Below are 26154 nucleotides of genomic sequence, written 5' to 3' on the forward strand. Positions count from 1 at the left end.
TCGTCGCAACGGGTGTTCGTCCAAACATAGGCATTTGTTACGCGTCTGCACAGCCGACAGCCTCGACGTATATCTCGATACGGACAGGTGCTGGCGAGACAGGCGGATACCGCTGATACGGCTCCAAACGGTCAGATCCCGCTGCCGGCCTCTTCCTGTTCCTGTCTCAGCGTCGCGATGAAGCGTTTTGTGCGCTGATGCTGCGGGTTGCGGAATACCGTATCGACCGGCCCCTTCTCGACGACTACGCCCGCCTCCAGGAAAACCACTTCGCGCGCTACTTTCGAGGCGAGGCGCAGATCGTGCGTCGCCATGACCATGGTGGTGCCCTCGACGGCCAGCTGGCCAAGGACGTCGACGACTTCCTGGGCAAGTTCCGGATCGAGCGCCGACGTCGGCTCGTCGCACAGAAGCACGCGCGGCGACGGCGCCAGGGCACGGGCGATGGCGACACGCTGCTGCTGGCCGCCGGAAAGCGTCGCTGGCCAGGCGTCGGCCTTGTGCGCCATGCCGACTTTCTCCAGCAGCGAAAGCGCCCGTGCCCGTGCCTTGTCGGCGGGCCATTTCAGCACGGTGACCAGCCCTTCCATGACATTGCCGATCGCCGTGCAATGCGGAAACAGCTGGAAGTTCTGGAACACCATTCCGGTCTGACGCCGGAGCCTCTGGATATCCCGGGTTGCCACTTTGACGCCCGGGCGGAAGGAGAGCGCCTCGTCACCGATGCGCACGGTCCCGGAGGTCGGGATTTCAAGCAGGTTGATGCAGCGCAGCAGTGTCGACTTGCCGCCGCCCGAAGGGCCAACCAGAGCGGTGACGCTGCCTTCGGACATGGCGACGTTGATGTCCTTCAGGACGACATTGTCGCCGAAGCGCTTTTCGAGGTTGGAAAGTTCGATCACGACCGTGCCTCCAGGAAACCGCCATAGCGGCCGAGCCGCGCTTCGAGCCGCACCTGCAGCGCCGACAGGACCGAACTCATCGCGAGATAGATAAGGGCCGCCTCGACATAAAGGATCAGCGGCTCATAGGTGACGGCAACGATGCGCTGCGCCGACTGAAACAGTTCCGGCACGGTGATTGCCGCGGCAAGCGAGGTGTCCTTGACCAGCGAGATGAAGGTGTTCGACAGCGGCGGCACGGCCACCCGTCCGGCCTGGGGCAGGATGGTGCGGCGCATTGCCTGGCTCCAGCTCATGCCGATGGAATAGGCCGCCTCCCATTGCCCGCGCGGTACCGAGCCGATGACGGCGCGGATGATCTCGGAGGAATAGGCGCCGATGTTGAGCGTGAAGCCGATCAAGGCCGCCGGGAAGGCATCGAGCACGATGCCCAGACTGGGCAGGCCGTAGAAAATGAGGAAGAGCTGAACCAGCAGCGGCGTGCCGCGAATGATCCAGACATAAAAACGAACGATCGCCACCAGCGGCCACGGTCCGAAAAGGCGCGCGAGGGCGGCGCCGAGGCCGACAGCCAATCCCAGGACGAAGGACAGGAGGGTGAGCGGTATGGTGAAGATAAGCCCCGCCCACAGAAGGGGACCAAGCGAATCCAGCATCAATTGCAGCCAGTACGGCACGAACGGGTCTCCCTTCGGCTGATCTTTGTGCCGCCATCATAGACGGTCGCGGAAAACACAAAAGCGGCGTGCCGCATCATCGGCACGCCGCCATGTCTGAACGAACCGGACTGCCTGTCCGGCGCGGAGGATGTCTTACTTGGAAACGTCCTGCCCGAAATAGGTTTCGGAGATCTTCTTGTAGGTGCCGTCCGCCTTGATCTCGGTCAGCGCCTTGTTGATCGCCGCCACCAGATCGGCGTCGCCCTTGCGCACGATGACGCCGGAATAGTCGGCATTGGCTTCCTGCGCCACGATCTTCACCTTGGCGTCCGGCTTGTGCTTCTTGAAATCATAGAAGGACAGGCTGTCGTTGATGGTGGCTGCGGCACGACCGTTCAGCACGAGCTGGATCGACTGATCGAAGCCGTCGGTGCCGACGAGCTCGGCGCCGTTCTTCTCGGCGAGCTTGCCGAAATTCGAGGTGAGCGACTGCGCAGACTTCTTGCCCTTCAGGTCGGCAAAGTCCTTGATGTCGGCATTGTCATCGCGAACGATGAGCACCGCCTTCGAGGCGATGTAGGGATCGGAGAAATCGTACTTCGCCTTGCGTGCCTCGGTGATGCCAACCTGGTTGATGACGGCGTCATAACGCTTGGCGTCGATGCCGGCGATCAGGCCGTCCCATTTGCCTTCGAGGAATTCGGCCTTCACGCCCAGGCGCTTCGCGATCTCGCGGCCGATCTCGACGTCGAAGCCGACGAGTGCGCCCGAGGCGTCGTGATAGGTGAAAGGCGCGTAGGTGCCTTCGGTGCCGATCTTGAAGACGCCCGTCTGCTTGATGTGGTCAAGGTCAGCCCCGGCGTGGCCAGCGGTGACGGCCAGAACTTGCAGGGTTCCAGCCAGGAGCAGCGATTTCAGCCATTTCATCTTTTTGTGATCCTGTAGTTCCGGCCAGCGACACGGGCTGGCCTGTCGAGAGGTGGAGGAATTTGGCAGAAGCTTAGTCCCGAAATAAGGAATGAAATTTCAAAGTATGGTATGGTGTAGAATTTTTTTCCAGCATAGCCGAGGATGCCGATGACGTGCAGGAGCGCCGGTTTCGTCGCGGCATAGGCTCTCGGGAACCATTGCTGGCATGGCACGTTGGTGCACGCTTCCAGACGCAAAGCCGACCGGTCCGCCCGGCCAGGCTCACAACGGGCAGACGGGGAAATCACAATGATTGAAGACAGGGCAGGGCGTATCATGGTCCGGGCGGCGATGGCCGCTCCCTATCTGGAACGGGATACGGAGCATGAACTGGCGCTGCGCTGGAAAGATGCTCACGACCAATATGCGCTGAACCAGATCGTCATCGCCCATATGCGGCTGGTCATCGCGATGGCCGCCAAGTTCCGCTATTTCGGGTTGCCGGTGTCGGACCTTATCCAGGAAGGCCATATCGGCCTCTTGGAAGCAGCGGCGCGCTTCGATCCCGAGCGTGATGTGCGTTTCTCCACCTATGCGACCTGGTGGGTTCGCGCCTCGATGCAGGATTACATCCTGCGCAATTGGTCGATTGTGCGCGGCGGCACAAGTTCGGCGCAGAAGGCACTGTTCTTCAATCTACGGCGTCTGCGCGCTCGGCTCGCGACAGGGGCCGAGCCGCTGTCCAATCGCGCGCTATATCTGCAGGTTTCGACGGCGCTTGGTGTGTCGGAGAACGACGTTGCCGTGATGGATGCGCGGCTGTCGGCACCCGACAGTTCGCTCAACATGCCGTTGGCCGACGATGGCAATGGCGCGGAGCGTATGGATTTCCTGGTTTCCGACGAACCGTTGCCCGACGAAGTGGTCAGCGACGCGATCGATGTCGAGCGCCGTTCAGCCTGGCTCAAGCAGGCGCTTGGGGCGCTCAATGCCCGCGAGTTGCGCATCATAGAGGAACGTCGGCTGGGCGACGACAGCGCGACGCTGGAAGAGCTCGGCACGACGCTTGGTATTTCCAAGGAGCGGGTCCGGCAAATCGAGGTCCGTGCGATGGAGAAACTCAAGGTCGCTCTCGTAAAGCAGAACCCTGAGTTCCTGGCGGCCTAAGACGTCGGCAAGACTGGATTTCCAGATTTCAGACCACCCGCGCGATCGCCATGGCGATGACGGTGATCGCTAGCAGGCCTGCTGCGAGGCGTTCGCCGCGTATGGCCTGTCCGGCGATCGCGGCCTCGGCCTCGCGGCCAGCGGCCAGGTTACGGCGGGCGCGGCCCACCAATGCACCCTGGACCCCGGCCGCGATCAGTGCCGCGACAGCACCGACGGCAAGAACCTTTTCCTGCGCGCCAAAATAGCTGCCATGAAAGAGGTGCCAGAGAACCGCGCCCGACAGGACGGCGGCAGTGGCGGCCCCCATTTGCGGTCCGAATAGGGCGATCGCCGTGCGCCCGTCGCCAATGCGCGACAGCACGAAGGTGGAGCCGGCCCAGAACACGCCGGACATCACATGCAGGGCGAGCGCGAGCATGAAGACGATCTGCATTTCGACACCTCTTCGACGATAATCACCAAGTTGCGTTTATAGGTAGATATCTAATGATTAGATGTCAATATATTAGACGTGATCGGTTTCCGTGCTAGTCTCGATGAATGTTCGATCCATCCGTTCAGCCAATCGGCCTCGACCTCGCCCAAACCGCAAAGATCGTGCGCCGCGCCTTCGATGACGCGCTGATCGCCGGCGGCGGATCCTTGCCGGTGTGGTCGGTGCTGATCTCGGTGAAGTTGCGCGGAGCGGGAAACCAGCGCGAGCTGGCGCAGTCGGTCGGTATCCAGGATGCGACGCTGACCCACCACCTCAATGCCATGGAAGCGAACGGGCTGCTGGTTCGTCGACGCGATCCCGCAAACCGCCGCATACATCTGGTCGAGTTGACGCCGAGCGGCGAGGCGTTGTTCCTCAAGCTTAGGGAAACAGCGATGGCGTTCGACCGACAACTGCGCGCCGGGCTCGATCAGGACGATCTCGACAAGGTGCGGTCGGTCTTTTCGCGGCTGCGTTCCAATGTCGAGGGCAAACCGGACGGCGGATGATCGCGGATTGCCGGGCGCACCCTTGATGCGTCGGCACCGGCCGGAGAAGCAGTGCGACCGGCCTATCTGTCGGTGACGATCTTGACCTTGTCGCCGGCCGAAACAGTGGCGCCGGGCCCCATGGCATTCAGCACACGGAACAGGTCGAGCTTGCGGTCGACGCCGACCATCTGGGCCGACAGGGTGCCGAGGGTCTGACCCGCCTGCACGGTGACAATGCGGATACGCAGGGGCTTCAGCGCCGCCTTTTCCGCGGCGCTCAGGACACGGAAGCTGCCGCTCACCGAGCGCGCGACCGTTTCGAGGGAGCCGCTGGCCGCCGGAGCGGCGGTGAGCAGCCGGTAAACCTGGCCGTTGGCGCGGATCACCACGATATCGAACTGCCAGCCGTCGGCGTGCGCCTTGGCGACGGCCGCCTCGTTGCCGTTGATCGTCTGTTGACTGACGCTGGCACTGTCGAGGCCCGCTACCCAGCCGCTGCGGATGTAGTCAGGCAGGGACAGACCCTTGTCGATCGTCACGCCGTCGAAACGAACGGCTATGTCGCCGGGCCCGGTTGCGGTAACGGCCGCAGCGGAATTATCGATGACGAAACCTTCCGGCACGGCGAAGGAGACGCCGAGTTTCGGGTGCAGGAAGGTGCTGCCACGCACATATCCTTCTTCCGGCGTGTCGCCGTAGAGCAACCCGTCGATGCCGGCGAGATAGGAATCGCGATCGCGCGTGCCGAAACCGGGCGGACCGAACATGCGCGCGTGACGCTGCGCCAGATCGATGCGCTGCGGCGTATTGGGGTGAGTGGCAAGGAAGTCGAGGCTGGCGTCGGTGGCGCCGCTGACGGAGCGGAAGCCGGCATAGGAGGACATCGACTGCAGGAAGCGGCCGGCCGCATAGGGGTCGTAGCCGGCTTCGCCCACCGACTTGATGCCGATGGCATCGGCTTCCAGCTCCTGGTTGCGCGAGAACTGGGCGAGCCTAAGCTTGCCGCGGATCAGCGCCGCCTTGGCCGTCGCATTGTCTCCGAGCACGTCGGAGACAACCTTGGTGGCGAGACCTTCCTCGGCCTCGAGCTGCTGCCGTTGCAGGCCGTGGTTGGCCGTCACGTGTCCCATCTCGTGCGCGATCACCGCGGCAAGTTCGGAGGAATCGTTGGCAAGCGCAAGCAGGCCGCGCGTGATGTAGAGGTAGCCGCCCGGCAGTGCGAAGGCATTAACGTTGGGCGAGTTGAGGATGGTGATGCGATAGGTCTGCGTCGGGTTGGCGGAGACCACAGTCAGCCTGCCGACGATTTTTGCCACCATGCGCTCAAGCTTCGGGTCGGAGTACTCGCCGCCATAGGTGGCCAGGATGCGCGGGTGTTGCGCCTTGGCCAGATCCGCCAGGCGGCTGTTGGCCTGGGCATTGTCGACGGTGACGGGCTTGTTAGACGGTTGGAAGCCGGATTCCTCGACGGAATTCGGCATGATCGACTGGCAAGAGGCGAGCGCAAACACAAGCCCCGCCAGCGCGAACAGGCGCGCCGGGTTCTTCATGCCAATCATTTTCAGGCCGGTCGGCAGGTCGGCTTCCTCTCGTCTCGCAGGGGCAATCGGTATCTAAGCCTGACCAGTTGTATGTGAACCTAGCCACACACAAGAAACATTGGCAAGCAAGGACGGCCGCGCCCCCAAATCGGTTTGACCGCAAATTATGTCGGCTTCCAGGCAAGACAAATGCCCGAGTCGCGAAAAGCGTTCCAGATTTCCGCGACAGAACACCCGACAATTTTCCTATCTTGAGTGTAATACGACTTGTTCGGATTGGCCACCGCGTTCCCAAGCCGGCTCATCTGCCGGCATTGGAGCCGGCATAACGTTGGAAGGCGGCCGGTCCGTCGGCGGAAAAGAAGTCGGCGGCGGTGCCGGAAGCCGTGACGCTGCCGTCCTCCAGAAAAACGACGTTCCTGGCGATGCGACGCGCGTCTTCCGGCTGATGGGTGACGAACAGGATGGTCATGGGCCGCTCGGCATGCACGGCGGCAACCAGATCCAGCATTTCCTCGCGCAGGGCTGGTCCGAGAGAAGCGAAAGGCTCGTCGAGCAGAAGAACCGGGCGATCGCGCACCAGTGCGCGCGCCAGCGCGACACGCTGGCGTTCGCCGCCCGACAATTCGCGCGGCAGGCGCCTTTCCTTGCCGCCGAGACCGGTGCGGGCAAGCGCGTCGGCGACGGTCGAATGGTCAGCCTTGTCGAGGGTGAGCGAAGGCGATCGCCCAAGCCCGACATTCTGAGCGACGTCGAGATGCGCGAAGAGATTGTTTTCCTGGAACACCATCGAAACCGGCCGTTCCGACGGAGATGCGTTGGTGTAATCGTCTCCTCCAATCAGCACACGACCGGTGAGTGGCACCTCGAAGCCGGCGACGAGATTGAGCAATGTCGATTTTCCCGAGCCGCTGGGGCCCATCACGGCGGTGATCTCACCGGCAGCGAAGGTGAGGTCGAAGTCGAGCTTCATCCCGTCATAGTCGAATGTCGTCTCATCCAGACGCACGGAAACGCCGCTGCGAGCCAGAACCTCGGCAATCATATGGCACGTTCCTTTCCGAGCCGGTGGGCCAGGAGCACCAGGACGAAGCAGACCAGGCCGAGCAGCAGCGCCAGTCCTGCCGCGTCGGCGGTACGGTAGCTGCCCATGCGGGCAAGCAGAAGATAAGGCAGCGTCTGGAGCGAATCCGAGCCGAACAGGGCAATCACGCCAAGATCGCCCAGCGACAGCGCCATGGCAAAAGCGAAGGCGGTGGCCAGCGGGCGCCTGAGCACCGGTCCGTCGATCAGTCGCAGCCGGTTCCAACCGGTTATGCCCAGCTGCGCGCAAAGACGCTCATGCCGTTCGCTCGTCGCATCATAGGCTGGACGAAGCGCGCGAATAGCGAAAGGCATCGCCATGATCGCGTTGACGGTGACGACCATGAGCGGCGCCACAGCCAGGGAATCACCGACGTGGCGTAGGAGAAGAAACCAGCCGGCGCCGATGACGATGGGCGGGACCACCAGGACGAAGCCGGCGCCGGTATCGGCGGCGTATTCAAGCAAGGAGCTGCGCCCGGTCTTGCGGCGACCGGCCAGGGCCCGTCGCGCGGCAACCAGCGAGAAGGACAAAACCACCGAAAGCAGGGCCGAGAGGAAAGCCAGCACGATGCTGGTCAACGCTGCCTGTTGGACGGTGTTTTCGCCAACTAGGCGCGAAAGGTCGGCCGCCAGACCGGCGGCGACGATCGCCGCCATCGGGCCGGCCACGAACAGCAATGCCGCTGCAATCATCACAAAATTCAGCGTGGCCTCTCCGAGGCCGATCGACAGATAACGCCGCGGCGCTACCGAGAGATTGGCGTCGCCGACGGTGTTGGCTCCCAGTCGGGCCAGCAATGTCATCACCACGAAGGTCAGGACGATCTGCAAGAGTGTCAGCGCGACCGCTCGTGCCGGATCGAAGTCGAAACGCAGCGCCTGATAGATCGCCACTTCCAGCGTGGTGGCGCGCGGGCCGCCGCCGAGCAGCAGGACGATGGTGAAAGATGTGATGCAAAGCATGAAGACCAGGCCGGCGACGGCCGGCATGGCCCGGCTCAGCGCGGGCCATTCGATCAGCCGGAAGGCCGGTCGCGCACCCATACCGAGCTGGCTGGCCAACCGCCACTGGTCGGTGGGTATGGTCTGCAGCGCCTCCACGAAGAGGCGCGTCGCCAATGGCAGGTTGAAGAAGACATGCGCGACAAGAATGCCGGAAAGACCGTAGATGCCGGGCCAGTCTTGCCCGCCCATTTCCGTCAGCGGACCAGCGAAATAGCCCGCGCGGCCATAGAGGGCCAGCACGCCGAGCGCCGCGACAATGGCCGGCAAGGCCAGCGGTACGGCAAACAGCTGCAGGATGAGGCCGCGTCCGAAAAAGGCCGGGTGGCGCGACAGCGCTCTTGCAACGAAAAGCGCTGGAACCACCGACAAAAGCGTCGACAAAAGCGCTTGCCATATTGTGAAGCGCACGACGCGGAAAAGATAGGAATCGAACGCCGAAGCGGCACCGGAGAGATTGCCGGCGCCCTCGGCAACGAGGCCTAAGAAGGCGCCTCCAATCAGCAGCGTGATGAAGGTGAGTGCCACGACACCGGCAACAACGCGCGTATCGCGCAAGGCAGCAGGCCTTCCGTCCTGGCGAGGCTGGATGATGGTGGCCCTCACTTGCTCATCACGGACAGCCATTCATCCACCCAGGCCTTGCGGTTCTTGGCAACCTCTTCTGGGCTGAAGATCAAGGTCTTGGCCGGCTTCACCAGCTTGTCGAAGGCCGGGTTGAGAGGCTTGTCCATCTTGCCGGCCGGGAACATCCAATTGGTTTCGGGAACGACGTCCTGGAACTTCGGGCCGGTCATGAAGGCCATGAATTTCTGGGACAGCGGGTTCTTGGCGCCAGTGGTGGTGATGCCGGCGACTTCGATCTGCAGATAGTGGCCTTCGGAGAAGGAAGCGGCCTGATAGCGGTCGGTCTTTTCGGCAACCATGTGGTAGGCCGGCGAGGTGGTGTAGGAAAGCACCATCGGCGCTTCGCCCTTGGTGAACAGGCCGTAGGCTTCGCTCCATCCCGGCGTGACCGTGAGCACGCGACCCTTCAACTTGGCCCAGGCCTCCGGCGCCTTGTCGCCATAGACGGCCTTTACCCACAACAGCAAGCCGAGGCCCGGCGTCGAGGTGCGCGGGTCCTGGATGGCGATTTTCTGCGAAGCATCGCCCTCGACCAATTCCTTGAGGCTGGCCGGCGGCGTCTTCAACTTCTCGGTGTCATAGACGACGGCGAAATAGCCGTAGTCGTAAGGCGCGAATGTATCGTCGGCCCAGCCGCCCGGCACGTCGACCGTTGCGATCGTGCCGTGTGGGACGAACAGCCCGCTCGCCTTGGCGTCGGCCGTCAGATTGGTGTCGAGACCAAGCACGATGTCGGCCTTGGTCGCGGCACCTTCCAGCTTGACGCGGTTGAGCAGGGCGACGCCGTCGGCAACCGAGACGAAATCGACTTCGCAGCCACACTCTTCCTCGAAAGCCTTCTTCACCTGCGGGCCTGGCCCCCATTCGGCGGTGAAGCTCTCATAGGTGTAGATAGTCAGCTTGTCCTTGGCCGCGGCCGGCAGTGTGGCGGCAGCAAGGGTGAGAGCCGGGATCAGGACTGACAGAATTTTGCGCATCGACGCCTCCTTCATTCGTGTGACAGGAGAGTTGGCGCCTTTGGCTAAGCGTCTAATCCCTCCGCCGGTACAAGCCGGATCAGGTTCAGCGGGTTGGCTTAGCGCCTCTCAGCCGTTCCGCGAAAACCGCGACCCGGCACCCCGTTAGAGCGGCAAAAGACATAGAGCGGGCCTGCGCGGGGTGCAAGCCTTAGTTTGCCGGGGCGGATCGAACGTCGCGCGGGCGCTGGCATGGACTTCCGTTTCCGCATGGGGGCTGGTAAGGGCGACGCCCATGAGCACTTTCACCCTTTTGCTCGGCGGCGAGCTCGTTCGTACGCCACGGCTCGATATCCAGACTGCCGGTACGCGCGTGATCGCTGCGGATTCCGGTATTCGTCATGCGGATATGCTGGGGTTGCTGCCGGAACTTTGGGTGGGGGATTTCGATTCCGCACCGGCCAACCTGCCGCCGCATCTGGCCAAGGTGCCGCAGGAACGATTTCCGGCCGAGAAGGACAAGACCGACGGCGAGCTCGCCGTGGCGATTGCCCGGCAAAGCGGTGCCACGAAACTGATCCTGGTCGGCGCATTCGGCGGCGCCCGGGCCGACCACGCCTTTCTCCATCTGGCGCTGGCGGTAAGGCTGGCCGAGGAAGGCATCGACGTGCTTTTGACCAGCGGCGCACAGGAAGGCGTTCCGTTGCTGCCTGGCCATGCCGCCAGGTTCGACTATGCCGACGATACGCTGTTTTCGGTGCTCGGCTTTTCGGAACTCACCGGCCTTACCATCAAGGGTGCGAAATGGCCGCTGAACGATATCGAAATGGCCTTCGGTTCGTCCCTGACCATCTCCAACGCGGTGAAAGGCGAGCTCGAAATCTCGTTTGGCAGTGGCCGGGCGTTGTTGCTTGCCCATCCGTTCCCCTTGCCTGAAACCTGAGAGCCGAAAGCAGACATGGCCCCGCCGCTTCTTAATCTTACCGGCATCAAACTGACGTTTGGCGGTACGCCGCTGCTCGACGGTGCGGAACTCGTCGCCGCCCCCGGCGACAAGATCGCGCTGGTTGGCCGCAATGGTTCGGGCAAGTCGACGCTGCTCAAGATCGCCGCCGGCATGATCGAACCGCAGGACGGCGAGCTGTTCCGGCAGCCGAGCGCCACCATACGCTACCTACCGCAAATGCCCGACATGGACGGTTTTGCTACCGTGCGCGCTTATGTCGAAGCAGGGCTCGGCCCGGCCGACGACCCGCATCGCGCCACCTATCTGATGGAGCATCTGGGTCTCACCGGCGAGGAACGGCCCGCCGATCTCTCCGGCGGCGAGGCGCGCCGCGCGGCATTGGCCCGCGTAATGGCGCCGGAGCCGGATATCCTTTTGCTCGATGAACCCACCAACCATCTCGACCTCGCCGTCATCGAATGGCTGGAAGAAGAGCTGGCGCGCACGTCGTCGGCGCTGATCGTCATTTCCCACGACCGGCGTTTCCTGCAGCGCGTATCGCGCGCGACAGTCTGGCTCGATCGCGGCCAGACACGCCGCCTGGACAAAGGCTTTGCGCACTTCGAGGAATGGCGCGACCAAGTGCTCGAGGAGGAAGAGCGCGACCAACATAAGCTCGGCCGACAAATCGTGCGCGAGGAACACTGGCTGCGTTATGGCGTGACGGCGCGCCGCAAGCGCAATATGCGGCGCCTTGGCGAGTTGCAAACGATGCGCCAGCGCTTCCGCAGCCATCGCGGCGCCGAAGGCACGGCGACACTGGTGGCGAGCGACGCCGCCGAATCCGGCAAGCTGGTGATCGAGGCCAAGAATATCGACAAGAGCTTCGGCGACCTTACCGTCGTGAAAGGGTTCTCGACCCGCATCCAGCGCGGTGATCGCGTCGGTCTCGTCGGCCCCAATGGCGCGGGCAAGACCACGCTCCTGAAAATGCTGACCGGAGAACTCGCGCCCGATGCCGGTTCGGTGCGGCTGGGTGTCAATCTGGAGATCGCCACGCTCGACCAGAAGCGCGAGGCCGTCAGCCCGGATGAAACATTGGCGCATTACCTGACCGACGGGCGCGGCGAGAACCTCGTCATCAACGGCGAACAGCGCCATGTCGTGTCCTATATGAAGGACTTTCTGTTCAAGCCGGAACAGGCGCGCACGCCGGTGCGCGAGCTTTCCGGCGGCGAACGGGCGCGGCTGCTTCTCGCCCGCGTGTTGGCGCGGCCCGCCAATCTTCTGGTGCTGGACGAGCCGACCAACGATCTCGACATGGAGACGCTGGAGCTGCTGCAGGAGCTGGTGGCGGGTTTCGCCGGCACTGTCATCCTGGTCAGCCACGATCGCGATTTCCTCGATCGTACCGTGACCAGCATCATCGCGCCGGACGGTGGCGGCCGCTGGGTCGAATATGCTGGTGGTTATTCGGACATGCTGGCCCAGCGCGGCGGCACCAAGCTGGAGGACCGCAAGGCGCGCAACAAGTCTGCTGCCGACCCGGCTGCCGAAAAGCCGCGCGCCGAGGTCTCGAAAGAGCCGGCGAAAAAACTCTCCTTCAAGCAGAAGTTCGCCCTGGAAAGCCTGCCGAAGAAGATCGAGGCGGTGACGGCTTCGATCGCGAGGCTCGAGAACAACATCGCCGATCCAGCCTATTATGAGCGCGACCCGACCGGGTTCCAGAAAACCATCGCCGCTCTCGACAAGGAGCGTGTGACGCTGGCTGCGCTCGAGGAAGAATGGCTCGAGCTGGAGATGCTGCGCGAGGAGCTGGAAGGCTGAGCCGTCGCTAGGCCCGGCGGTGGGACTACGGTCGGTCTCCCGTTCTTTTCATCCAATCCGGCATTGATTTCTATGGGGCTGATCGTGCTACGCTTGGCGTGTCGGGTTGCCGATGCACTGCGTTCGATCGATGGAGGAAATGGCTCATGAAGGAATCGACCGGATGGCGTCATATGTCGAGCGCGCCCAGGGATGGCAGCCGCATCCTCGTCACGGTCAGGTCATCGGAGCAGGGCCCTGCTGAAGTGGATGTCGCCTTTTGGGCGCGGGCGGACCAGTACGGAATGGAAGGCTGGCGCGCCAATGATTCCTATCCGGGCCATATGATCGAATATGCCGATCCGGAGCTCAAATGCTGGATGGCCCTGCCAAGCGCCAATGCCGCCGCCAGCACCGTGGCCGACATGCCCACGCCCTGGGAAGGCAGCGAAGAAGAACTCCATGGTTCTGGTATCTAGGCCGACTTTCCCGCCTTGGGTTCCAGCACCAGCCGCTGCTCATGCTTAACGATTGGTGTTCGTATCCGGTCTGACGTGTAACCACGTTTTTCAGTATATTATGAAGCTCTTTCATAATCCTGTGACGTCGGTATAGCCTGATACAAGTTGGAAGAGCAGCTTGTATCAAGGCGTAATCACGAATGCGAATTCTTGAAACTGGCGTGAACAGCGGTACGCGATCTGGCCGCTTGCTTTTTTCCAACTCCAATAGATCTGCCAGAGGACGGTGGTTTGCATCCATTGTGGTCGCGCTCCTCGCATTCGTCACCGTGCCGACTTCCGTGGCATTGGCAGATGAGTGCGCGTCGCTGGCACGCCAGATCCGCAGCAGCGGTGTAGGCGGCTCCAGCCCGGAGTCGGCGCAACTTCGGCGGCAGCTTGTGGCCATCCAGGCGTTGGAACGGCGGCGGCAATGCTCGTCCAAGAGCACCGGCGGATTTTTCAACCCCTGCGCCGATCTCGCGCGCATGCGCGAAGACGTGCTGAGGCAAATGGTGGCGAGCGGCGGCCGGCGTAGCGTCTCCGTCCTGCAAGCGCGGTACGCGGCACTTGGCTGCGCGCCCGAACGGCGCGAACGCGTGCGTGAAGCGTCTGGTCCGATGTCGATCGGTGGTGCCTCCATGCTCTACTGCGTGCGGCCTTCAGACGGCTATTTCTTCCCTGCCCCGAAATCGCAATTCGCCAAGGATGTGGAACTTCAGGAAACCGTCGACCAGTGCCGCTTTATTTGCGACGACCAGGGCATGGAGGTTTTTGCGTTGACCGACCCCAGACTGGAAACGGAGGAGATGATCTCTGTCGCCGAGCGCAAGCCCTACAAGGATTTGCAGACAGCGTTCCGTTATCGGGACGATCCGGCCTTCAAGAGTTGCGATCTCCGCCGCTACTACAGCAGGGTCAACGAGATGCGGGCGCGGACGGTTACGCCCGCCAATATGGCCAACGCGATCATTCCGCTGCCGACGGAGAAGCCGGAGCGGCAGCTGCCGATCACCGCTTCGGTGGAGCCCATCAAGACGCTTGAGCCCATGGCTTTGATGGAACAGCCGGCACCCGCCGGCAAATCGGTCCGCAGCGTCGGTCCGGCTTTTTTGCCGGACCCGTGACGGACCTCGCCTTTGGGCCGGCGCAGCGGCCGTCGGCACGCTGTTTCGATTATCCCGAGGTCTTCGCCTGCCAGGCCTTCATCGCCTCGTCGAAGATCTTTTCGCCCGGCAGCCCCTTTTCCATCGTCAGCAAGGCACGGCGGCCGGATTTGTAGACGACGGGGATGTCGATCCATTCCTGATTACGCAGGAGGGTCAAATTGGCGTCCTGGTCGGCCTTGGTATCGTTGAGCGCGACCAGGAAATAGCCGTCGGCGATCTTGGCGGGAACGCCGATCAGCGGGCTGCCGGCCTCCTGCTCGGACGTTTTCATCGCGATGCGCAGAACATTTTCGATGCCGCCGCCTTCGAAACCCTGCGGGGTCAGGAAGATCATCTCGATGATATGGCTGGCCGGCAAGGTCTGGTCGGCATTGCGGCGGATGGTCATGCGCAGCTGCACGTCCTTGCCGGGGATGGTCACCTCGGCACGGATCGCCGGCTCGGGCGGCGCATCGCCGCCAGGCGATTCCTGCACGAGCGACCAGACGATATTGCCCGGCTGGGCCGAGCCTTCGGCCGCGCTGGTGCGTTCTTCGTAGTAGATAGCCTTCTGGCCAACCGGAATGGCTTGCGGCGCGGGTGGCGTGCTTGGCGCCGCGGTGCCTTGCGCGGCCGGCGTCGTTGTAGCGGGGGCCGCGGGATTGGCACCCGGCGTCGCGGCCGGAGGCGTCGGCTGTTGCGCCTGGGCCGGCTGTGGTTGCGTGCTGACCGGCGGTGTGGTCGGCGACGGCGTGGTCAGCGCGACGACGGACGTACCTTCGCCAACGGTGGCTGCTCCGCCGGCCCGGCCAGGATCGGTTTCCTTGCCGTCGGCCTGCAGTCGCTGCGTGAATTTCTGCGGCTCGCTGCTTTCCGGCGCTGGAGCTGGCGCTGGGGTGTTGGCTGCCGTGGCTGGTTGCGCGGGTGCGTTTGGTTTCGCCGGCGCCGCAGGGGCGGGCTTGTCGGCCGCAGTCTCGGTCTTGTTCAGACCAAACATGCCCTTGAAGGCGTCCTTGTTCAGCCAGACGCCGTAACCGCCGCCGCCCAGGACAGCGAGCGCGACGACGGCCGCGATGATGCGTCCGAAGCTGCGCTTGCGTTCCGGTTCGTCGATCTCGCCGAAGGTTTCGTCTGTAGTCTCGTCTTCGCCCGACGATGCCGCGAAATCCGAACCCCTATCGTCGCGCCCGACATTGCGGGGTGTTTCCGGGGCGAAGGCTGGCGGTGGCGTGGCCGACGATGTCTTGCCGAAATCGAAGACCGGCTTGGTCTCCGTCTTCGGCTTGGGCCAAACGGGTTCGAGGGCCGGCTTGGGGCCGGGCGCGGAGGGTTCTTGTCTCGCGGGCGGTGCCGGCGGCACAGTGTTTTGCTGAGGCCTGGATTCCGGGGCGCGTGTTTCCGCCGTAGGCCTCTGCCAGGAAGGCTGTGTCGGGCGCTCTTCGGCGCGGGCGGGTGCGGCAGGCTGGGGCTTCGCCTCGGTTTGCGACGGCGGCCAACCGGATTCGGTCTTGGTCGCCGGCCGGGCATGCGTCGGCTGGTTCCGGTTGCGGTCGATCGAGGAGAAGATGTTCTCAAGCTCGGCCAGGGGATCGAGAGCGGGGGCTGGCGCGGCCGGCGGCCTTGCATACTCCTTCTCGATGGAGGCTATCGCATCTTCCAGCGCGCGCCGCTGGCGATCGGCCACGGCAGCCGGCGGCGGCGGATTGATTGCGGCCAGCTTACTCTCGATGGTGGCGCGCGCCTTGTCATAGACTTTCGCGCGTACCTCCGGCGTCGTCTCGCCGAGGCCGTCGAGCGTTTTTTTCAGAACCGCAACGAAATCTGCCATGCTTCAATCGAACCTGTCGTTCGCTTCCAGAGCGGGCCTTGAGCAAATCAGCCGGCCCGCTAGGCCTTTGACAATTAATCTTGAAACGGATCGGTCACAAGTATGGTGTCGTCCCGTTCCGGACTGGTGGAGAGGAGCGCCACCGGCGCGCCGATCAATTCCTCGATATACCGCACATATTTCACTGCTTGTGCCGGCAATTCGGCCCAGCTGCGCGCCCCGGCCGTTGTTTGCGACCATCCTTCAAGTGTTTCATAGATGGGCTTAACTGCTGCTTGTGCCCGCATTGAGGCGGGCAAGTAGTCAATTCGTTTGCCGTCCAGCTCATAGCCGACGCAGACTTTCAATTCCTTCAGTCCGTCAAGTACATCGAGCTTCGTCAGAGCGATGCCGGTGATTCCGGAAGTCTTGACGGTCTGGCGCACCAGTACCGCGTCGAACCAGCCACAGCGGCGCGGACGACCGGTGTTGACGCCGACTTCGCGTCCCACCGTGGCCAGATGCCGACCGACTTCGTCGTCGAGCTCGCAGGGGAACGGTCCCTCGCCGACGCGCGTCGTATAAGCCTTGGTGATGCCCAGCACATAGCCGATCGCCGTCGGGCCGAGGCCGGAACCTGCGGCGGCCTGGCCGGCCACCGTGTTGGACGAGGTGACGAAGGGATAGGTGCCGTGGTCGTTGTCGAGCAGCGCGCCCTGCGCGCCTTCGAACAGGATGCGGGCGCCGGCCTTGCGCTTTTCCTCAAGCACCCGCCAGACCTGGTCCATGAAAGGCAGGATCTGGTCGGCGATGGAGGTGAGTTCCTCATGGATCGTCGTCGCCTCGATCTCGTTCAGCCCAAGGCCGCGACGCAGCGCATTGTGGTGCGCCAGAAGCCGCTCGATCTTGAGCATCAGCGTTTCCGGCTCGGCGAGGTCGACGAGGCGGATGGCGCGGCGGCCAACCTTGTCTTCATAGGCCGGGCCGATGCCGCGGCGGGTCGTGCCGATCTTCAGCGCCGAATTCGCATCTTCGCGGATACCGTCCAGTTCGCGATGCAGCGACAGAATCAGCGGTGCGTTGTCGGCGATGCGCAGGATTTCCGGGGTGACGGTCACGCCCTGGGCCCGCAGCTTTTCCATTTCCTGGACAAAGTGATGAGGGTCGACAACGACGCCGTTGCCGATGACCGAGAATTTTCCCTGGACGAGGCCGGAGGGCAGCAACGCCAGCTTGTAGCTGACACCGTCGATGACCAGTGTGTGGCCCGCATTATGGCCGCCATGGAAGCGCACGACCACATCGGCGCGATCCGCCAGCCAGTCGACGATCTTGCCTTTGCCTTCGTCGCCCCACTGTGAGCCGACGACCACCACATTGGCCATATCACTATCCCTTGCTGCACACCAAAAGCGGGCTGCAAAGCCCGCCACGACAGGCCCATATAGCCTCATGCCTTTCGTTGCGCGACCCTTTCTTTGCCGCGAAAGCCGTTCGTAGGCACAAGATTTTGGGCATTTGCATCATTTACTTGGGCCACCGCGCGCCATAGGTCGGAAGTCGTCGCTTTTCGGCATTGTTCCGGGGGATCGCCGATTGCATCGAAAAGCCTATGCCCTGCTTCTGATGACCACGCTGTTGTGGGGCGGCAATGCCGTGGCGGGCAAGCTGGCGGTCGGCCATGTCACGCCGATGACGCTGGTGTTTTTTCGCTGGGCGATCGCCGTGGCTGTGCTGTTGCCAATCGGCGGGCGGGCATTTGTCGAGGATTGGCCGGTGATCCGTCGCCACCTGCTCCTGATCCTGCTGCTTGGTGCCTGCGGGTTCTCGCTGTTCAACGTCATCTTCTACGCGGCGCTCAACTACACCACCGCCATCAATGTCTCGATCGAACAGGCCAGCATGCCGATCCTCATCATCGTGGCCAATTTCATCTTCTTTAGGCTCTGGGTGGGGTGGGCGCAGGCATTGGGCGTAGCTCTGACGGTTGTCGGCGTCGTCATCACCGCCAGCCATGGCGACCTGGCTGGGCTCATGCGCCTCAATCTCAACTTTGGCGACGCGATCATGCTGGTCGCCGTCATTCTCTACAGCGGCTATTCGGTCGGGCTTCGGTTGAAGCCTGCTCTCCAGTGGCAAAGCCTGATGCTTGCACTATCAATCGCCGCTTTGGTCACCTCTGTACCCTTCTTCGTTTGGGAGGTGGCCAGCAGCGTCGCGGTTTTTCCGGATTCTCGCGGTTGGGCAATCACGCTCTACACGGCCATTGGTGCCTCAGTGGTGTCGCAAGTGGCCTATATCCGCGGCATCGAGATGATCGGCGCCAATCGTGCGGGCCTGTTCATCAACCTCGTGCCCATCTTCGGCACGCTCCTGTCGATCGTGCTTCTTGGCGAGGATTTCCACATCTATCACGCAATCGCCCTGGCACTGGTTTTCGGCGGCATATGGCTTGCCGAGCATGGCAGCCGCCGCTCGATCGCCTGAACGACGCCGGCGAAGCAGTCGAGGCCATCTTGCCGCTTGTCCTTTGCGGGATATGGCCTAGGTTGATGCGCTGAGAAACCTCCCGACAAGGGATGCCGGACATGCTGGAGGGAACCGGAGATCGGGTCGGGAAGCCGATGGCGAGACCGGCTCTGTTTCTTCGTGGTCTGCAGGGCTGGAGCGGCCGCGACCTCAGCGGCGACCTGTTCGCCGGACTGACGCTCGCCGCCATTGCCATCCCCGAGCAGATGGCGACGGCGCGGCTCGGCGATTTCTCTCCCGAAGTCGGGTTCTTCGCCTTCATCGCCGCCGTGTTTGCCTTTGCCGTGTTCGGCGCGAGCCGGCATTTGTCGGTGGGGGCGGATTCCACCATCACGCCAATCCTCGCCGGCGGCCTTGCGCTGATCGCCACATCCGGCTCACCCCATTATGTGGCGATGGCCGCGCTGCTTGCGCTGATGGTGGGCGCGATCGTGCTGGCCGGCGGGCTGCTTAGATTGGGATGGATCGCGGATCTCCTGTCGGTGCCGGTCATGGCCGGCTTTCTTGCCGGCATTGCCATCCACATCCTGGTCTCGCAGCTGCCGGAGTTGCTCGGTCTGCCGTCGGGCAGCGGCAACGTTTTTCAGCGCCTCGCCGCTGTCAGGGCCGATCTCGGCCAGGTCAATTTCTGGAGCCTGGCGCTCGGCGTTGGGGTGTTCGCGATCGTCACGGGATGCGAGCGCATAAGCCCGCGCATTCCCGGCGCGTTGATTGCGCTGGCGGTGGCTACGCTCGCCGTGACGGCGCTCGGCCTGACCGGTCGCGGCGTCGCAGTTCTGGGCAACTTGCCGGCCGGCCTGCCGGGTCTCGGCCTGCCGCAGGTGACGTTCGACGACATGCGCACGCTGGTGCCGCTGGCTTTGCTGGTGGCGATCATCGTCATGGTGCAGACGGCCGCTACCACGCGGTCGTTTGCCGGGGAGTCCGGCACGCCTCCGGACGTGAACCGCGATTTCGTCGGCGTCGGGGCGGCAAGCCTGCTGTCCGGGTTGGCCGGTGCCTTTCCGGTCAATTCCAGCCCGCCGCGCACGGCCATCGTCAGCGAAACGGGCGGGCGTTCGCAGCTCACCTGTCTGTTCGCGGCGGCAATCGTCCTCTTGCTCGTGCTGTTCGGGAAAAGCCTGCTTGCCAGTGTGCCGCAAGCCGCGCTTGCCGGCATCCTGTTCTTCGTGGCGATGCGCATCCTGCGCTGGCAGACGTTCTTCGGTACGTTGCGGCAAGCGCCGCTGGAATTCGCGCTGATCATGATCACTGCCATTGCCATCGTCGCCCTCCCGATCGAAGTTGGCGTGGCGATCGGCATCGGGCTTTCGCTGCTGCACGGCCTTTGGGGCATGACCCAGGCGGCCGCCATCGAGTTCGAAAAGGTGCCCGGCACCTCCATCTGGTGGCCGCCAAGCGGGGATCCACGAGGCGAACGTGTGCCGGGCGTGCTGGTGGTTGCGTTCCAGGCGCCGCTTTCCTTCGTCAACGCGGCAGGGTTCGGCCAGGAATTCCGGGCCATGATCGATGCCAGCACCGGCACCCTGAAGCATGTCGTCTTCGAGGCAAGCAGCGTCATCGACATCGACTTCACGGCCGCGCAAGCCCTTCGCGGGGTGATCGAGCATTGCCGGAATGCCGGCATCTCTTTCCGGATCGCCCGGCTGGAAACTGTGCGGGCCCAGAAGGCGCTGGAGCGTTTCGGCATCGTTGAGATGCTGGGGCCGAATGCCATTTTCCGCAGTGTCGACAATGCCATAACAGCCATCGCCACCAGCGAGACGACCCGGCGGGACCCTATGCCGCCCGCTTCAACCTCGAAAGGATGAACCATGCCACGGAACATCGTACCTGTTTTGCATCCGGTTTCCGTCGATGAATTGCGCCCCACGCAAATGACGGTCGGCCTGCGTGAGGTCGCGCTCAAACGCAAGGAACTGCGCGCATTGCCGGCGAACAAGAAGGACGATTTCCTCGGGGCGCATTTCATCCCGGCGGTGATCGGCCCCAAGGGACGGCCCTTCGTCGTCGACCATCACCATCTCGCCCGCGCCTTGCACGAGGAGGGCATGGAAAAGGTGCTGATCAGCGTGCTGGCTGACTTGTCGCAACTCACCAAGGAAGAATTCCTGACCTTCCTGGACAACCGCGCCTGGATGCATCCATTCGATGCGTCGGGACGGCGGCGCACGTACGAAGATCTGCCGAAATCCGTCGACAAGCTGGTCGACGATCCTTACCGCAGCCTGGCCGGTGCGGTGCGCCGAGCCGGTGGTTATGCCAAGGATACAACGCCCTTCGCGGAATTCCTCTGGGCGGATTTCTTCCGCCGGCGCATCGATGCCGGCCAACTGGCCGACAGCTTCGACAAGGCGGCCAAGAAGGCCACCACGTTGTCGCAGGACAAATCCGCGAGCCACCTGCCAGGCTGGAGCGGCCCCGACGATTGAGTGTTTGACGCCAGCAAAAGCACCGCAAACTGAAAGGGCGCGGGATTTTGCCTGCGCCCTTTCAGTTGCTGCGCGAATGCCATCAGGCCGGATTGACGTCGAACTGCAGGCGCTTGGCCGAGTCGATCGACTGGTGGGCGCGCAATTTGGCCAGCACGGGTTCGGGGAACGGCGCGTCGAGATAGAGCAGGGCGATGGCATCGCCGCCCGGCCGGTTGCGGCCGAGCTGGAAGTTGGCGATGTTGACGCCGTTCTCGCCGCAGAGGGTGCCCAGCAGGCCGATGATGCCCGGCGCGTCGGCATTGGTGGTGTAGAGCATGTGCTGGCCGACTTCCGCGTCGAGATTGATGCCCTTGATCTGGATGAAGCGCGGCTTGCCGTCGGAGAAGCAGGTGCCGGCGATCGAGCGTGTCATGTGCTCGGTCCTCACCGTGAGCTTGATATAGCCGTCGAAGACGCCCGATTTGTCGCGCTTGACCTCGGCGACGATGATGCCGCGTTCCTTCACCATGATCGGAGCCGACACCATGTTGACGTCGGCAACCTGCGGCCGGATCAGCCCGGCCAGGGCAGCGCTGATCAGCGCCTTGGTGTTCATCTGCGCGGTCGAGCCGTCGAAGAGGATTTCAACCTCGGTGATCGGGTCTTCGGTGACCTGTCCGACAAAGGCGCCGAGCACTTCCGCCAGCTTGACGAAGGGCTTCAGGCGCGGCGCTTCCTCGGCCGTGATTGAAGGCATGTTGATGGCGTTGGTAACCGCGCCCTTGACCAGATAGTCGGCCATCTGTTCGGCGACCTGCAAGGCGACGTTCTCCTGCGCTTCCGAGGTCGATGCGCCGAGATGCGGGGTGCAGACGACGTTCTCCATGTCGAAGAGTTCATTGCTTTCAGCTGGCTCGACCTCGAACACATCGATCCCGGCACCGGCCACCTTGCCGCTCTTCAGCGCGGCGATCAGGTCCTTTTCCACGACCAGACCGCCGCGCGCGCAGTTGATGATGCGCACGCCGGTCTTCATCTTGGCGATGGCCTCGGCATTGATGATGTTGCGGGTCTTGTCGGTCAGCGGCGTGTGCAGCGTGATGAAGTCGGCACGGGTGAGCAGCTCATCCAGTTCGACCTTCTCGACGCCCAGTTCCTCGGCGCGGTGTTCGGACAGGAACGGGTCGAAGGCGACGACATGCATCTTGAGGCCGACGGCGCGGGTGGCGACGATCGAGCCGATATTGCCGCAGCCGATCAGGCCGAGCGTCTTGCCGGTAATCTCGACGCCCATGAAGCGGTTCTTTTCCCATTTGCCGGCATGGGTCGAGGCGTTGGCTTCGGGGATCTGGCGGGCGACCGCGAACATCAGCGCGATGGCGTGTTCGGCGGTGGTGATCGAGTTGCCGAAAGGCGTGTTCATGACGATGATACCGCGCCGCGAGGCGGCGGGAATATCGACATTGTCGACGCCGATGCCGGCGCGGCCGACGACCTTCAGATTGGTCGCTGCATTGATCAGCTTCTCGGTGACCTTGGTGGCCGAACGGATGGCGAGGCCATCATACTGGCCGATGACCTCGAGGAGTTTTTCCTTGTCCTTGCCGAGGTCGGGTAGGTAGTCGACCTCGACGCCACGATCCTTGAAGATCTGGACGGCGGTGGTGGAGAGTTTGTCGGAAACGAGAACGCGGGGCGCCATTGCTGCCTCCTTGAAGAGTGATCAAACTGTTCGGGGAAAGGGCGGCCCGGAGGCCGCCGCGGGTCTGGTCAGGCAGCGGCCTTGAGCGCGGCTTTCTGATTGGCGAAGGCCCAGTCGAGCCACGGCATCAGCGCAACCAGATCGGCCGTTTCGACCGTGGCTCCAGCCCAGATGCGAAGTCCGGGAGGGGCATCGCGATAATGGCCGATGTCGAAGGCCACCCCTTCGTTGTCGAGCGCCGACGCGATGCCCTTGGCGAATGCTGCCTGGCCGTCCTTGTCGAGGCTTGCCACCTCAGGGTCGACGATCGACAGGCAGACCGAGGTGTTGGAACGCGTTTCCGGCGCGATGGCCAGATGGCCGAGCCAACCGGACCTGTTCACGAAGGTGTCGATAGCCGCGAAGTTGGCGTCGGCGCGGGCAATGAGCGCATCGAGGCCGCCGAGAGCCTTCGCCCAGTTCAGCGCATCGAGATAATCTTCCACGCACAGCATCGACGGTGTGTTGATTGTCTCACCCTTGAAGATGCCTTCGATCAGCTTGCCGCCGGAAGTCAGGCGGAAGATCTTGGGCAACGGCCAGGCCGGCTTATAGGTCTCCAGGCGTTCGACGGCGCGGGGGCTCAAGATCAGCATGCCGTGCGCGCCTTCGCCGCCCAGCGCCTTCTGCCAGGAGAAGGTAACGACATCGAGCTTTTGGAAGTCGAGACGCTGCGCGAAAGCGGCCGAGGTGGCGTCGCAGATGGTCAGGCCCTTGCGGTCGGCCGGGATGAAATCGCCATTGGCGACGCGCACGCCTGAGGTCGTGCCGTTCCAGGTGAAGACGACGTCGCGGTCGAAATCGACCTTGGCGAGGTCGGGGAGCTCGCCATAGGGAGCTTCGAACCTGCGCACGTCTTCGAGCCTGAGCTGCTTGACCACGTCGGTGATCCAGCCGGTGCCGAACGATTCCCAGGCGACCATGTCGACACCGCGTTCGCCGAGCAGCGACCATAGCGCCATTTCGACGGCGCCAGTATCGGAAGCCGGAACGATGCCGATGCGGTAGTCGGCCGGAACCTGGAGAATTTCGCGGGTCAGCGCGATGGCCTGTTCGAGCTTGGTCTTGCCAATCTTGGCGCGGTGCGAGCGACCAAGGGCAGCATTCTTCAACGTCTCGACCGACCAGCCGGGACGTTTTGCGCAGGGACCTGAAGAGAAATTGGGGTTTGCCGGACGGAGTCCGGGCTTGGTGACGATCGTCATCGTGGTTCTATCCTTCCAGATAGCTGGCCCCTCGTTGGGGAGGGGTGGCCCACGGATGGCGATATTCCTCGGCGCCTGCGGCGTCAAGAGGAAAGTTAAAGTCGCTACGGGAACATTCGTTGGCGCCGATGCGGCGGGCCGCAAACGAAAACGGCGAGCACAAGGCCCGCCGTCCAAATCTTGCCGTCGCTGTTGTCTCTACCAGAGATCGTAGCGGAAGCCGAGCTTGACCTGATGGTAGTCGAGGCCCTTGTGGGTGTTGAACTGGCCGCGGTCATAAGCGACGTAGGTGGCGCCCGGTATGGCGAAATATTCGTAGCCGAGATCGAGCGATACGTTCTTGGTCATCTGGTAGGAGAGACCGGCGCCGAGCGAATAGGCGAAGTTGAATTTCGCCTCTGATTCAACCTGGCCATCGTACCCGGCCGGGTCATCGCAGGCAAAACCGCCAGCGCCACTGGAATTGGGAGAGACTTCCTTGCAATCCTTCTTGCCGATCGACTTGGAATATTTGGTATAGGCGATGCCAAGGCCGCCGCCGATATAGGGGGTCAAGCCGACATAGGTGCCGAGATCGACATAGGCGTTCGCCATCGCGGTGTAGGCTTTGTTGGAGCCGAAGTTACCGACGTTGCAATCCTGGGTGGCGGCAACTGGCTGGATGACGATGGGATTGGTTCCGACGATGACATTGGTGTGGCCGCGGCACGCATTGGCGACGAGGACGGTGTCGCTGAACTTGTTGCCCGGCAGGATGCCGAAGTTGAGTTCGGTGCGCAGATAGTCCGTCAAATGATAGCCGACGCCGACCGTGCCGGTGAATTCGTGCGAGCTGTATTCGTAGTTCGACGTATCGGTGAAACCCTGTTCCCGCTTGAACGGGTCGGAGAAGGCGTAACCAATGTCGCCGCGCAGATACCAGCCGGAGCCCACTTCGACGGGCTGATATTCCGGCGCCTGGTCGACATAGATCGGCGGATCGTAGTCGGCGGCGAGAGCCGAAGCCTGCGGCAGAAGCACGGCGGCGGCCAGCGCCAGCACGATGCGTAGTTTGAATTGCATGGACCCAAGCTCCCGAAACTGTCGCCGGCCGCAAATGCGAGGGCGGTCGCCATCTGGGAGCATTCTTAACCATAGTGGTTAAGTCGCGGTTAAGGATAACGAAGCGTTACCGCATTGATTTTGCTGGCCTGCGGAAAGCCTTAACGTCAGCGTTCGGTGAGTTTCAGTTCGATGCGGCGGTTTTTGCTGCGCGCATCGTCGCTGTCGCCGGTATCGAGTGGCTGGTATTCGCCGAAGCCCGCCGCAACCAGTCGGTTGGCCGGGACGCCATTGGCAATCAGGAACTTGACCACCGCCGTCGAACGCGCCGACGACAATTCCCAATTGTCCTTGAAGCGGCCCGTTCCGGAAAGCGGCTTGTTGTCGGTGTGCCCGTCAACCCGGAGTACCCAATTGATTTCCGGCGGGATCTCCTTCTGCAGCTCGATGATCGCGTCGGCCAGCTTCTTCATCTCTACCTTGCCGGCATCGTTGATCTCTTCGGAGCCCGTTGGGAACAGCACTTCCGACTGGAAGACGAACCGGTCGCCAACGATGCGGATATTGTCGCGGTCGGACAGAATCTCGCGCAAACGGCCGAAGAAATCCGAACGATAGCGATTGAGTTCCTGCACCCGCTGCGCCAGCGCCACGTTGAGGCGGCGACCGAGGTCGGCGATCTTGGTGTTGGATTCGCGGTCGCGCTGCTCGGATGCATTGAGCGCATCCTCAAGCGCAGCGATCTGTTTGCGCAGGGCGGCGATCTGCTGGTTGAGCAGTTCCACCTGGCTCAGCGCGCGCTGGCTGACCTGCTTTTCCGTATCAAGTTCACCTGCCAGCTGGCTGGCTCGCTGGTTGGCGGCGTCACCCGCGCCGGAGCCGGTGGCCAAAAGCTGCTGCAGCCGGCTTTTTTCCGCTTCGGCGGCTGTCAGCGAGGCCTGCAGATTGGCAAGCGAATCCTGCGCGTCCTGGGTATTGCCCTTTTCCAGGGCCAGAAGCTGCGTCAGTTCGTTGATCTGCGAGTTGAGGCGGTTCAGCACCGCGTCCTTGCCGGAAATCTCGCGACTGAGCAGAAACTGCGCCAGCACGAAAACCGAGAGCAGGAACATGATGGCGAGCAGCAGCGTCGACAGCGCGTCAACGAACCCTGGCCAGTAGTCGATATGGCGATAGCTGCGTCGCCCCCTTGCCAGCGCCAC

At 63.0% G+C, this 26154-nt stretch carries 23 protein-coding genes and 1 riboswitch; of the genes, 9 read left to right on the forward strand and 14 right to left on the reverse strand.

All coding sequences use genetic code 11. The features are described 5' to 3' along the window. Positions 1-131: 131 nt before the first annotated feature. The 3 genes from FZF13_RS11710 to FZF13_RS11720 form a co-directional block, all read right to left on the reverse strand. Entirely contained in the window at positions 132-902 is a 771-nt protein-coding gene (locus tag FZF13_RS11710) for an amino acid ABC transporter ATP-binding protein (protein WP_024922972.1), read from the reverse strand. After that, positions 899-1579, reverse strand: a complete 681-nt coding sequence (locus FZF13_RS11715; protein ID WP_024922971.1) for an amino acid ABC transporter permease — start codon at positions 1577-1579, stop codon at positions 899-901. The genes FZF13_RS11710 and FZF13_RS11715 overlap by 4 nt, the downstream gene beginning before the upstream one ends. A gap of 135 nt (positions 1580-1714) precedes the next feature. Then, positions 1715-2488, reverse strand: coding sequence for an amino acid ABC transporter substrate-binding protein (locus FZF13_RS11720; protein WP_024922970.1), 774 nt, complete (start codon positions 2486-2488; stop codon positions 1715-1717). A 291-nt stretch (positions 2489-2779) separates the two neighbouring features. Here FZF13_RS11720 and FZF13_RS11725 point away from each other — a divergent pair, with 291 nt between their 5' ends. Next, positions 2780-3637 carry an RNA polymerase factor sigma-32 gene (locus tag FZF13_RS11725; RefSeq protein WP_024922969.1) on the forward strand — a complete coding sequence of 286 codons (858 nt, stop codon included), beginning with the start codon at positions 2780-2782 and terminating at the stop codon, positions 3635-3637. Between the two features lie 28 nt (positions 3638-3665). Here FZF13_RS11725 and FZF13_RS11730 read toward each other — a convergent pair whose 3' ends face one another. After that, complete coding sequence (locus tag FZF13_RS11730; RefSeq protein WP_024922968.1) at positions 3666-4073, reverse strand: hypothetical protein; 408 nt, start codon at positions 4071-4073, stop codon at positions 3666-3668. A 164-nt stretch (positions 4074-4237) separates the two neighbouring features. Between FZF13_RS11730 and FZF13_RS11735 the strand changes: the two genes are divergently transcribed. After that, the gene (locus tag FZF13_RS11735; RefSeq protein WP_244431195.1) at positions 4238-4624 is read left to right on the forward strand and encodes a MarR family winged helix-turn-helix transcriptional regulator; all 387 of its coding nucleotides are present in this window, start codon (positions 4238-4240) and stop codon (positions 4622-4624) included. Between the two features lie 62 nt (positions 4625-4686). Here FZF13_RS11735 and FZF13_RS11740 read toward each other — a convergent pair whose 3' ends face one another. The 4 genes from FZF13_RS11740 to thiB all read right to left on the reverse strand — a co-directional run bounded on the left by FZF13_RS11740 (position 4687) and on the right by thiB (position 9839). Beyond that, on the reverse strand, positions 4687-6156 hold the full coding sequence (locus FZF13_RS11740; protein ID WP_024922966.1) for a M48 family metalloprotease: 1470 nt from the start codon (positions 6154-6156) through the stop codon (positions 4687-4689). Between the two features lie 292 nt (positions 6157-6448). Next, the gene (gene thiQ / locus FZF13_RS11745; protein WP_036254056.1) at positions 6449-7192 is read right to left on the reverse strand and encodes a thiamine ABC transporter ATP-binding protein; all 744 of its coding nucleotides are present in this window, start codon (positions 7190-7192) and stop codon (positions 6449-6451) included. Beyond that, the gene (gene thiP, locus FZF13_RS11750; protein WP_051504817.1) at positions 7189-8862 is read right to left on the reverse strand and encodes a thiamine/thiamine pyrophosphate ABC transporter permease; all 1674 of its coding nucleotides are present in this window, start codon (positions 8860-8862) and stop codon (positions 7189-7191) included. The genes thiQ and thiP overlap by 4 nt, the downstream gene beginning before the upstream one ends. Beyond that, entirely contained in the window at positions 8838-9839 is a 1002-nt protein-coding gene (gene thiB / locus FZF13_RS11755; RefSeq protein WP_024922963.1) for a thiamine ABC transporter substrate binding subunit, read from the reverse strand. Before thiB ends, thiP begins: the two co-directional genes overlap by 25 nt. 39 nt (positions 9840-9878) lie before the next feature. Further along, positions 9879-9993, reverse strand: a riboswitch (TPP riboswitch). Positions 9994-10113: 120 nt separating this feature from the next. On the opposite strand from thiB, the gene FZF13_RS11760 reads away from it, so the two are divergent. From FZF13_RS11760 to FZF13_RS11775, 4 genes are all read left to right on the forward strand, one after another. After that, positions 10114-10761 (forward strand): thiamine diphosphokinase, encoded by a 648-nt coding sequence (locus FZF13_RS11760; protein WP_024922962.1) that lies wholly within the window; start codon positions 10114-10116, stop codon positions 10759-10761. A gap of 15 nt (positions 10762-10776) precedes the next feature. Continuing rightward, complete coding sequence (locus tag FZF13_RS11765; protein ID WP_024922961.1) at positions 10777-12591, forward strand: ABC-F family ATP-binding cassette domain-containing protein; 1815 nt, start codon at positions 10777-10779, stop codon at positions 12589-12591. Between the two features lie 146 nt (positions 12592-12737). After that, complete coding sequence (locus FZF13_RS11770) at positions 12738-13049, forward strand: hypothetical protein (protein WP_024922960.1); 312 nt, start codon at positions 12738-12740, stop codon at positions 13047-13049. A gap of 182 nt (positions 13050-13231) precedes the next feature. After that, the gene (locus FZF13_RS11775) at positions 13232-14197 is read left to right on the forward strand and encodes a DUF2865 domain-containing protein (protein WP_081766826.1); all 966 of its coding nucleotides are present in this window, start codon (positions 13232-13234) and stop codon (positions 14195-14197) included. Between the two features lie 49 nt (positions 14198-14246). Here the strand turns inward: FZF13_RS11775 and FZF13_RS11780 are convergent, their stop codons facing one another. Together FZF13_RS11780 and FZF13_RS11785 are read right to left on the reverse strand one after the other, a co-directional pair. Continuing rightward, the gene (locus FZF13_RS11780; protein ID WP_024922958.1) at positions 14247-16046 is read right to left on the reverse strand and encodes a hypothetical protein; all 1800 of its coding nucleotides are present in this window, start codon (positions 16044-16046) and stop codon (positions 14247-14249) included. A 74-nt stretch (positions 16047-16120) separates the two neighbouring features. Further along, complete coding sequence (locus FZF13_RS11785; protein WP_024922957.1) at positions 16121-17410, reverse strand: adenylosuccinate synthase; 1290 nt, start codon at positions 17408-17410, stop codon at positions 16121-16123. 211 nt (positions 17411-17621) lie between these two features. Between FZF13_RS11785 and FZF13_RS11790 the strand changes: the two genes are divergently transcribed. From FZF13_RS11790 to FZF13_RS11800, 3 genes are all read left to right on the forward strand, one after another. Next, the gene (locus FZF13_RS11790) at positions 17622-18512 is read left to right on the forward strand and encodes a DMT family transporter (RefSeq protein ID WP_024922956.1); all 891 of its coding nucleotides are present in this window, start codon (positions 17622-17624) and stop codon (positions 18510-18512) included. A 137-nt stretch (positions 18513-18649) separates the two neighbouring features. Continuing rightward, entirely contained in the window at positions 18650-20365 is a 1716-nt protein-coding gene (locus FZF13_RS11795) for a SulP family inorganic anion transporter (RefSeq protein WP_036254084.1), read from the forward strand. Positions 20366-20368: 3 nt separating this feature from the next. Continuing rightward, positions 20369-20986 carry a ParB-like protein gene (locus FZF13_RS11800; RefSeq protein WP_024922954.1) on the forward strand — a complete coding sequence of 206 codons (618 nt, stop codon included), beginning with the start codon at positions 20369-20371 and terminating at the stop codon, positions 20984-20986. A gap of 82 nt (positions 20987-21068) precedes the next feature. On the opposite strand, the gene serA is transcribed toward FZF13_RS11800, so the two are convergent. The 4 genes from serA to FZF13_RS11820 form a co-directional block, all read right to left on the reverse strand. After that, positions 21069-22670, reverse strand: a complete 1602-nt coding sequence (gene serA, locus FZF13_RS11805; protein WP_024922953.1) for a phosphoglycerate dehydrogenase — start codon at positions 22668-22670, stop codon at positions 21069-21071. Positions 22671-22738: 68 nt separating this feature from the next. After that, a complete protein-coding gene (locus FZF13_RS11810) occupies positions 22739-23914 on the reverse strand; it encodes a phosphoserine transaminase (RefSeq protein ID WP_024922952.1) in 1176 nt (391 codons plus the stop codon). Positions 23915-24112: 198 nt separating this feature from the next. Then, positions 24113-24976 carry an outer membrane protein gene (locus FZF13_RS11815; protein WP_024922951.1) on the reverse strand — a complete coding sequence of 288 codons (864 nt, stop codon included), beginning with the start codon at positions 24974-24976 and terminating at the stop codon, positions 24113-24115. A 146-nt stretch (positions 24977-25122) separates the two neighbouring features. Further along, positions 25123-26154: a peptidoglycan -binding protein gene (locus tag FZF13_RS11820; protein WP_024922950.1), complete on the reverse strand. Its 1032-nt coding sequence runs from the start codon at positions 26152-26154 to the stop codon at positions 25123-25125.

This window comes from Mesorhizobium terrae (assembly GCF_008727715.1).
Taxonomy (GTDB): Bacteria; Pseudomonadota; Alphaproteobacteria; order Rhizobiales; family Rhizobiaceae; genus Mesorhizobium; species Mesorhizobium terrae.

Coding starts and splice junctions, on each gene's coding strand:
- FZF13_RS11720 (WP_024922970.1), bottom strand. CDS start 2,488: ATGAAATGGCTGAAATCGCTGCTCCTGGCTGGAACCCTGCAAGTTCTG.
- FZF13_RS11725 (WP_024922969.1), top strand. CDS start 2,780: ATGATTGAAGACAGGGCAGGGCGTATCATGGTCCGGGCGGCGATGGCC.
- FZF13_RS11730 (WP_024922968.1), bottom strand. CDS start 4,073: ATGCAGATCGTCTTCATGCTCGCGCTCGCCCTGCATGTGATGTCCGGC.
- FZF13_RS11740 (WP_024922966.1), bottom strand. CDS start 6,156: ATGAAGAACCCGGCGCGCCTGTTCGCGCTGGCGGGGCTTGTGTTTGCG.
- thiQ (WP_036254056.1), bottom strand. CDS start 7,192: ATGATTGCCGAGGTTCTGGCTCGCAGCGGCGTTTCCGTGCGTCTGGAT.
- thiP (WP_051504817.1), bottom strand. CDS start 8,862: ATGGCTGTCCGTGATGAGCAAGTGAGGGCCACCATCATCCAGCCTCGC.
- thiB (WP_024922963.1), bottom strand. CDS start 9,839: ATGCGCAAAATTCTGTCAGTCCTGATCCCGGCTCTCACCCTTGCTGCC.
- FZF13_RS11760 (WP_024922962.1), top strand. CDS start 10,114: ATGAGCACTTTCACCCTTTTGCTCGGCGGCGAGCTCGTTCGTACGCCA.
- FZF13_RS11765 (WP_024922961.1), top strand. CDS start 10,777: ATGGCCCCGCCGCTTCTTAATCTTACCGGCATCAAACTGACGTTTGGC.
- FZF13_RS11770 (WP_024922960.1), top strand. CDS start 12,738: ATGAAGGAATCGACCGGATGGCGTCATATGTCGAGCGCGCCCAGGGAT.
- FZF13_RS11775 (WP_081766826.1), top strand. CDS start 13,232: ATGCGAATTCTTGAAACTGGCGTGAACAGCGGTACGCGATCTGGCCGC.
- FZF13_RS11780 (WP_024922958.1), bottom strand. CDS start 16,046: ATGGCAGATTTCGTTGCGGTTCTGAAAAAAACGCTCGACGGCCTCGGC.
- FZF13_RS11785 (WP_024922957.1), bottom strand. CDS start 17,410: ATGGCCAATGTGGTGGTCGTCGGCTCACAGTGGGGCGACGAAGGCAAA.
- FZF13_RS11795 (WP_036254084.1), top strand. CDS start 18,650: ATGGCGAGACCGGCTCTGTTTCTTCGTGGTCTGCAGGGCTGGAGCGGC.
- FZF13_RS11800 (WP_024922954.1), top strand. CDS start 20,369: ATGCCACGGAACATCGTACCTGTTTTGCATCCGGTTTCCGTCGATGAA.
- serA (WP_024922953.1), bottom strand. CDS start 22,670: ATGGCGCCCCGCGTTCTCGTTTCCGACAAACTCTCCACCACCGCCGTC.
- FZF13_RS11810 (WP_024922952.1), bottom strand. CDS start 23,914: ATGACGATCGTCACCAAGCCCGGACTCCGTCCGGCAAACCCCAATTTC.
- FZF13_RS11815 (WP_024922951.1), bottom strand. CDS start 24,976: ATGCAATTCAAACTACGCATCGTGCTGGCGCTGGCCGCCGCCGTGCTT.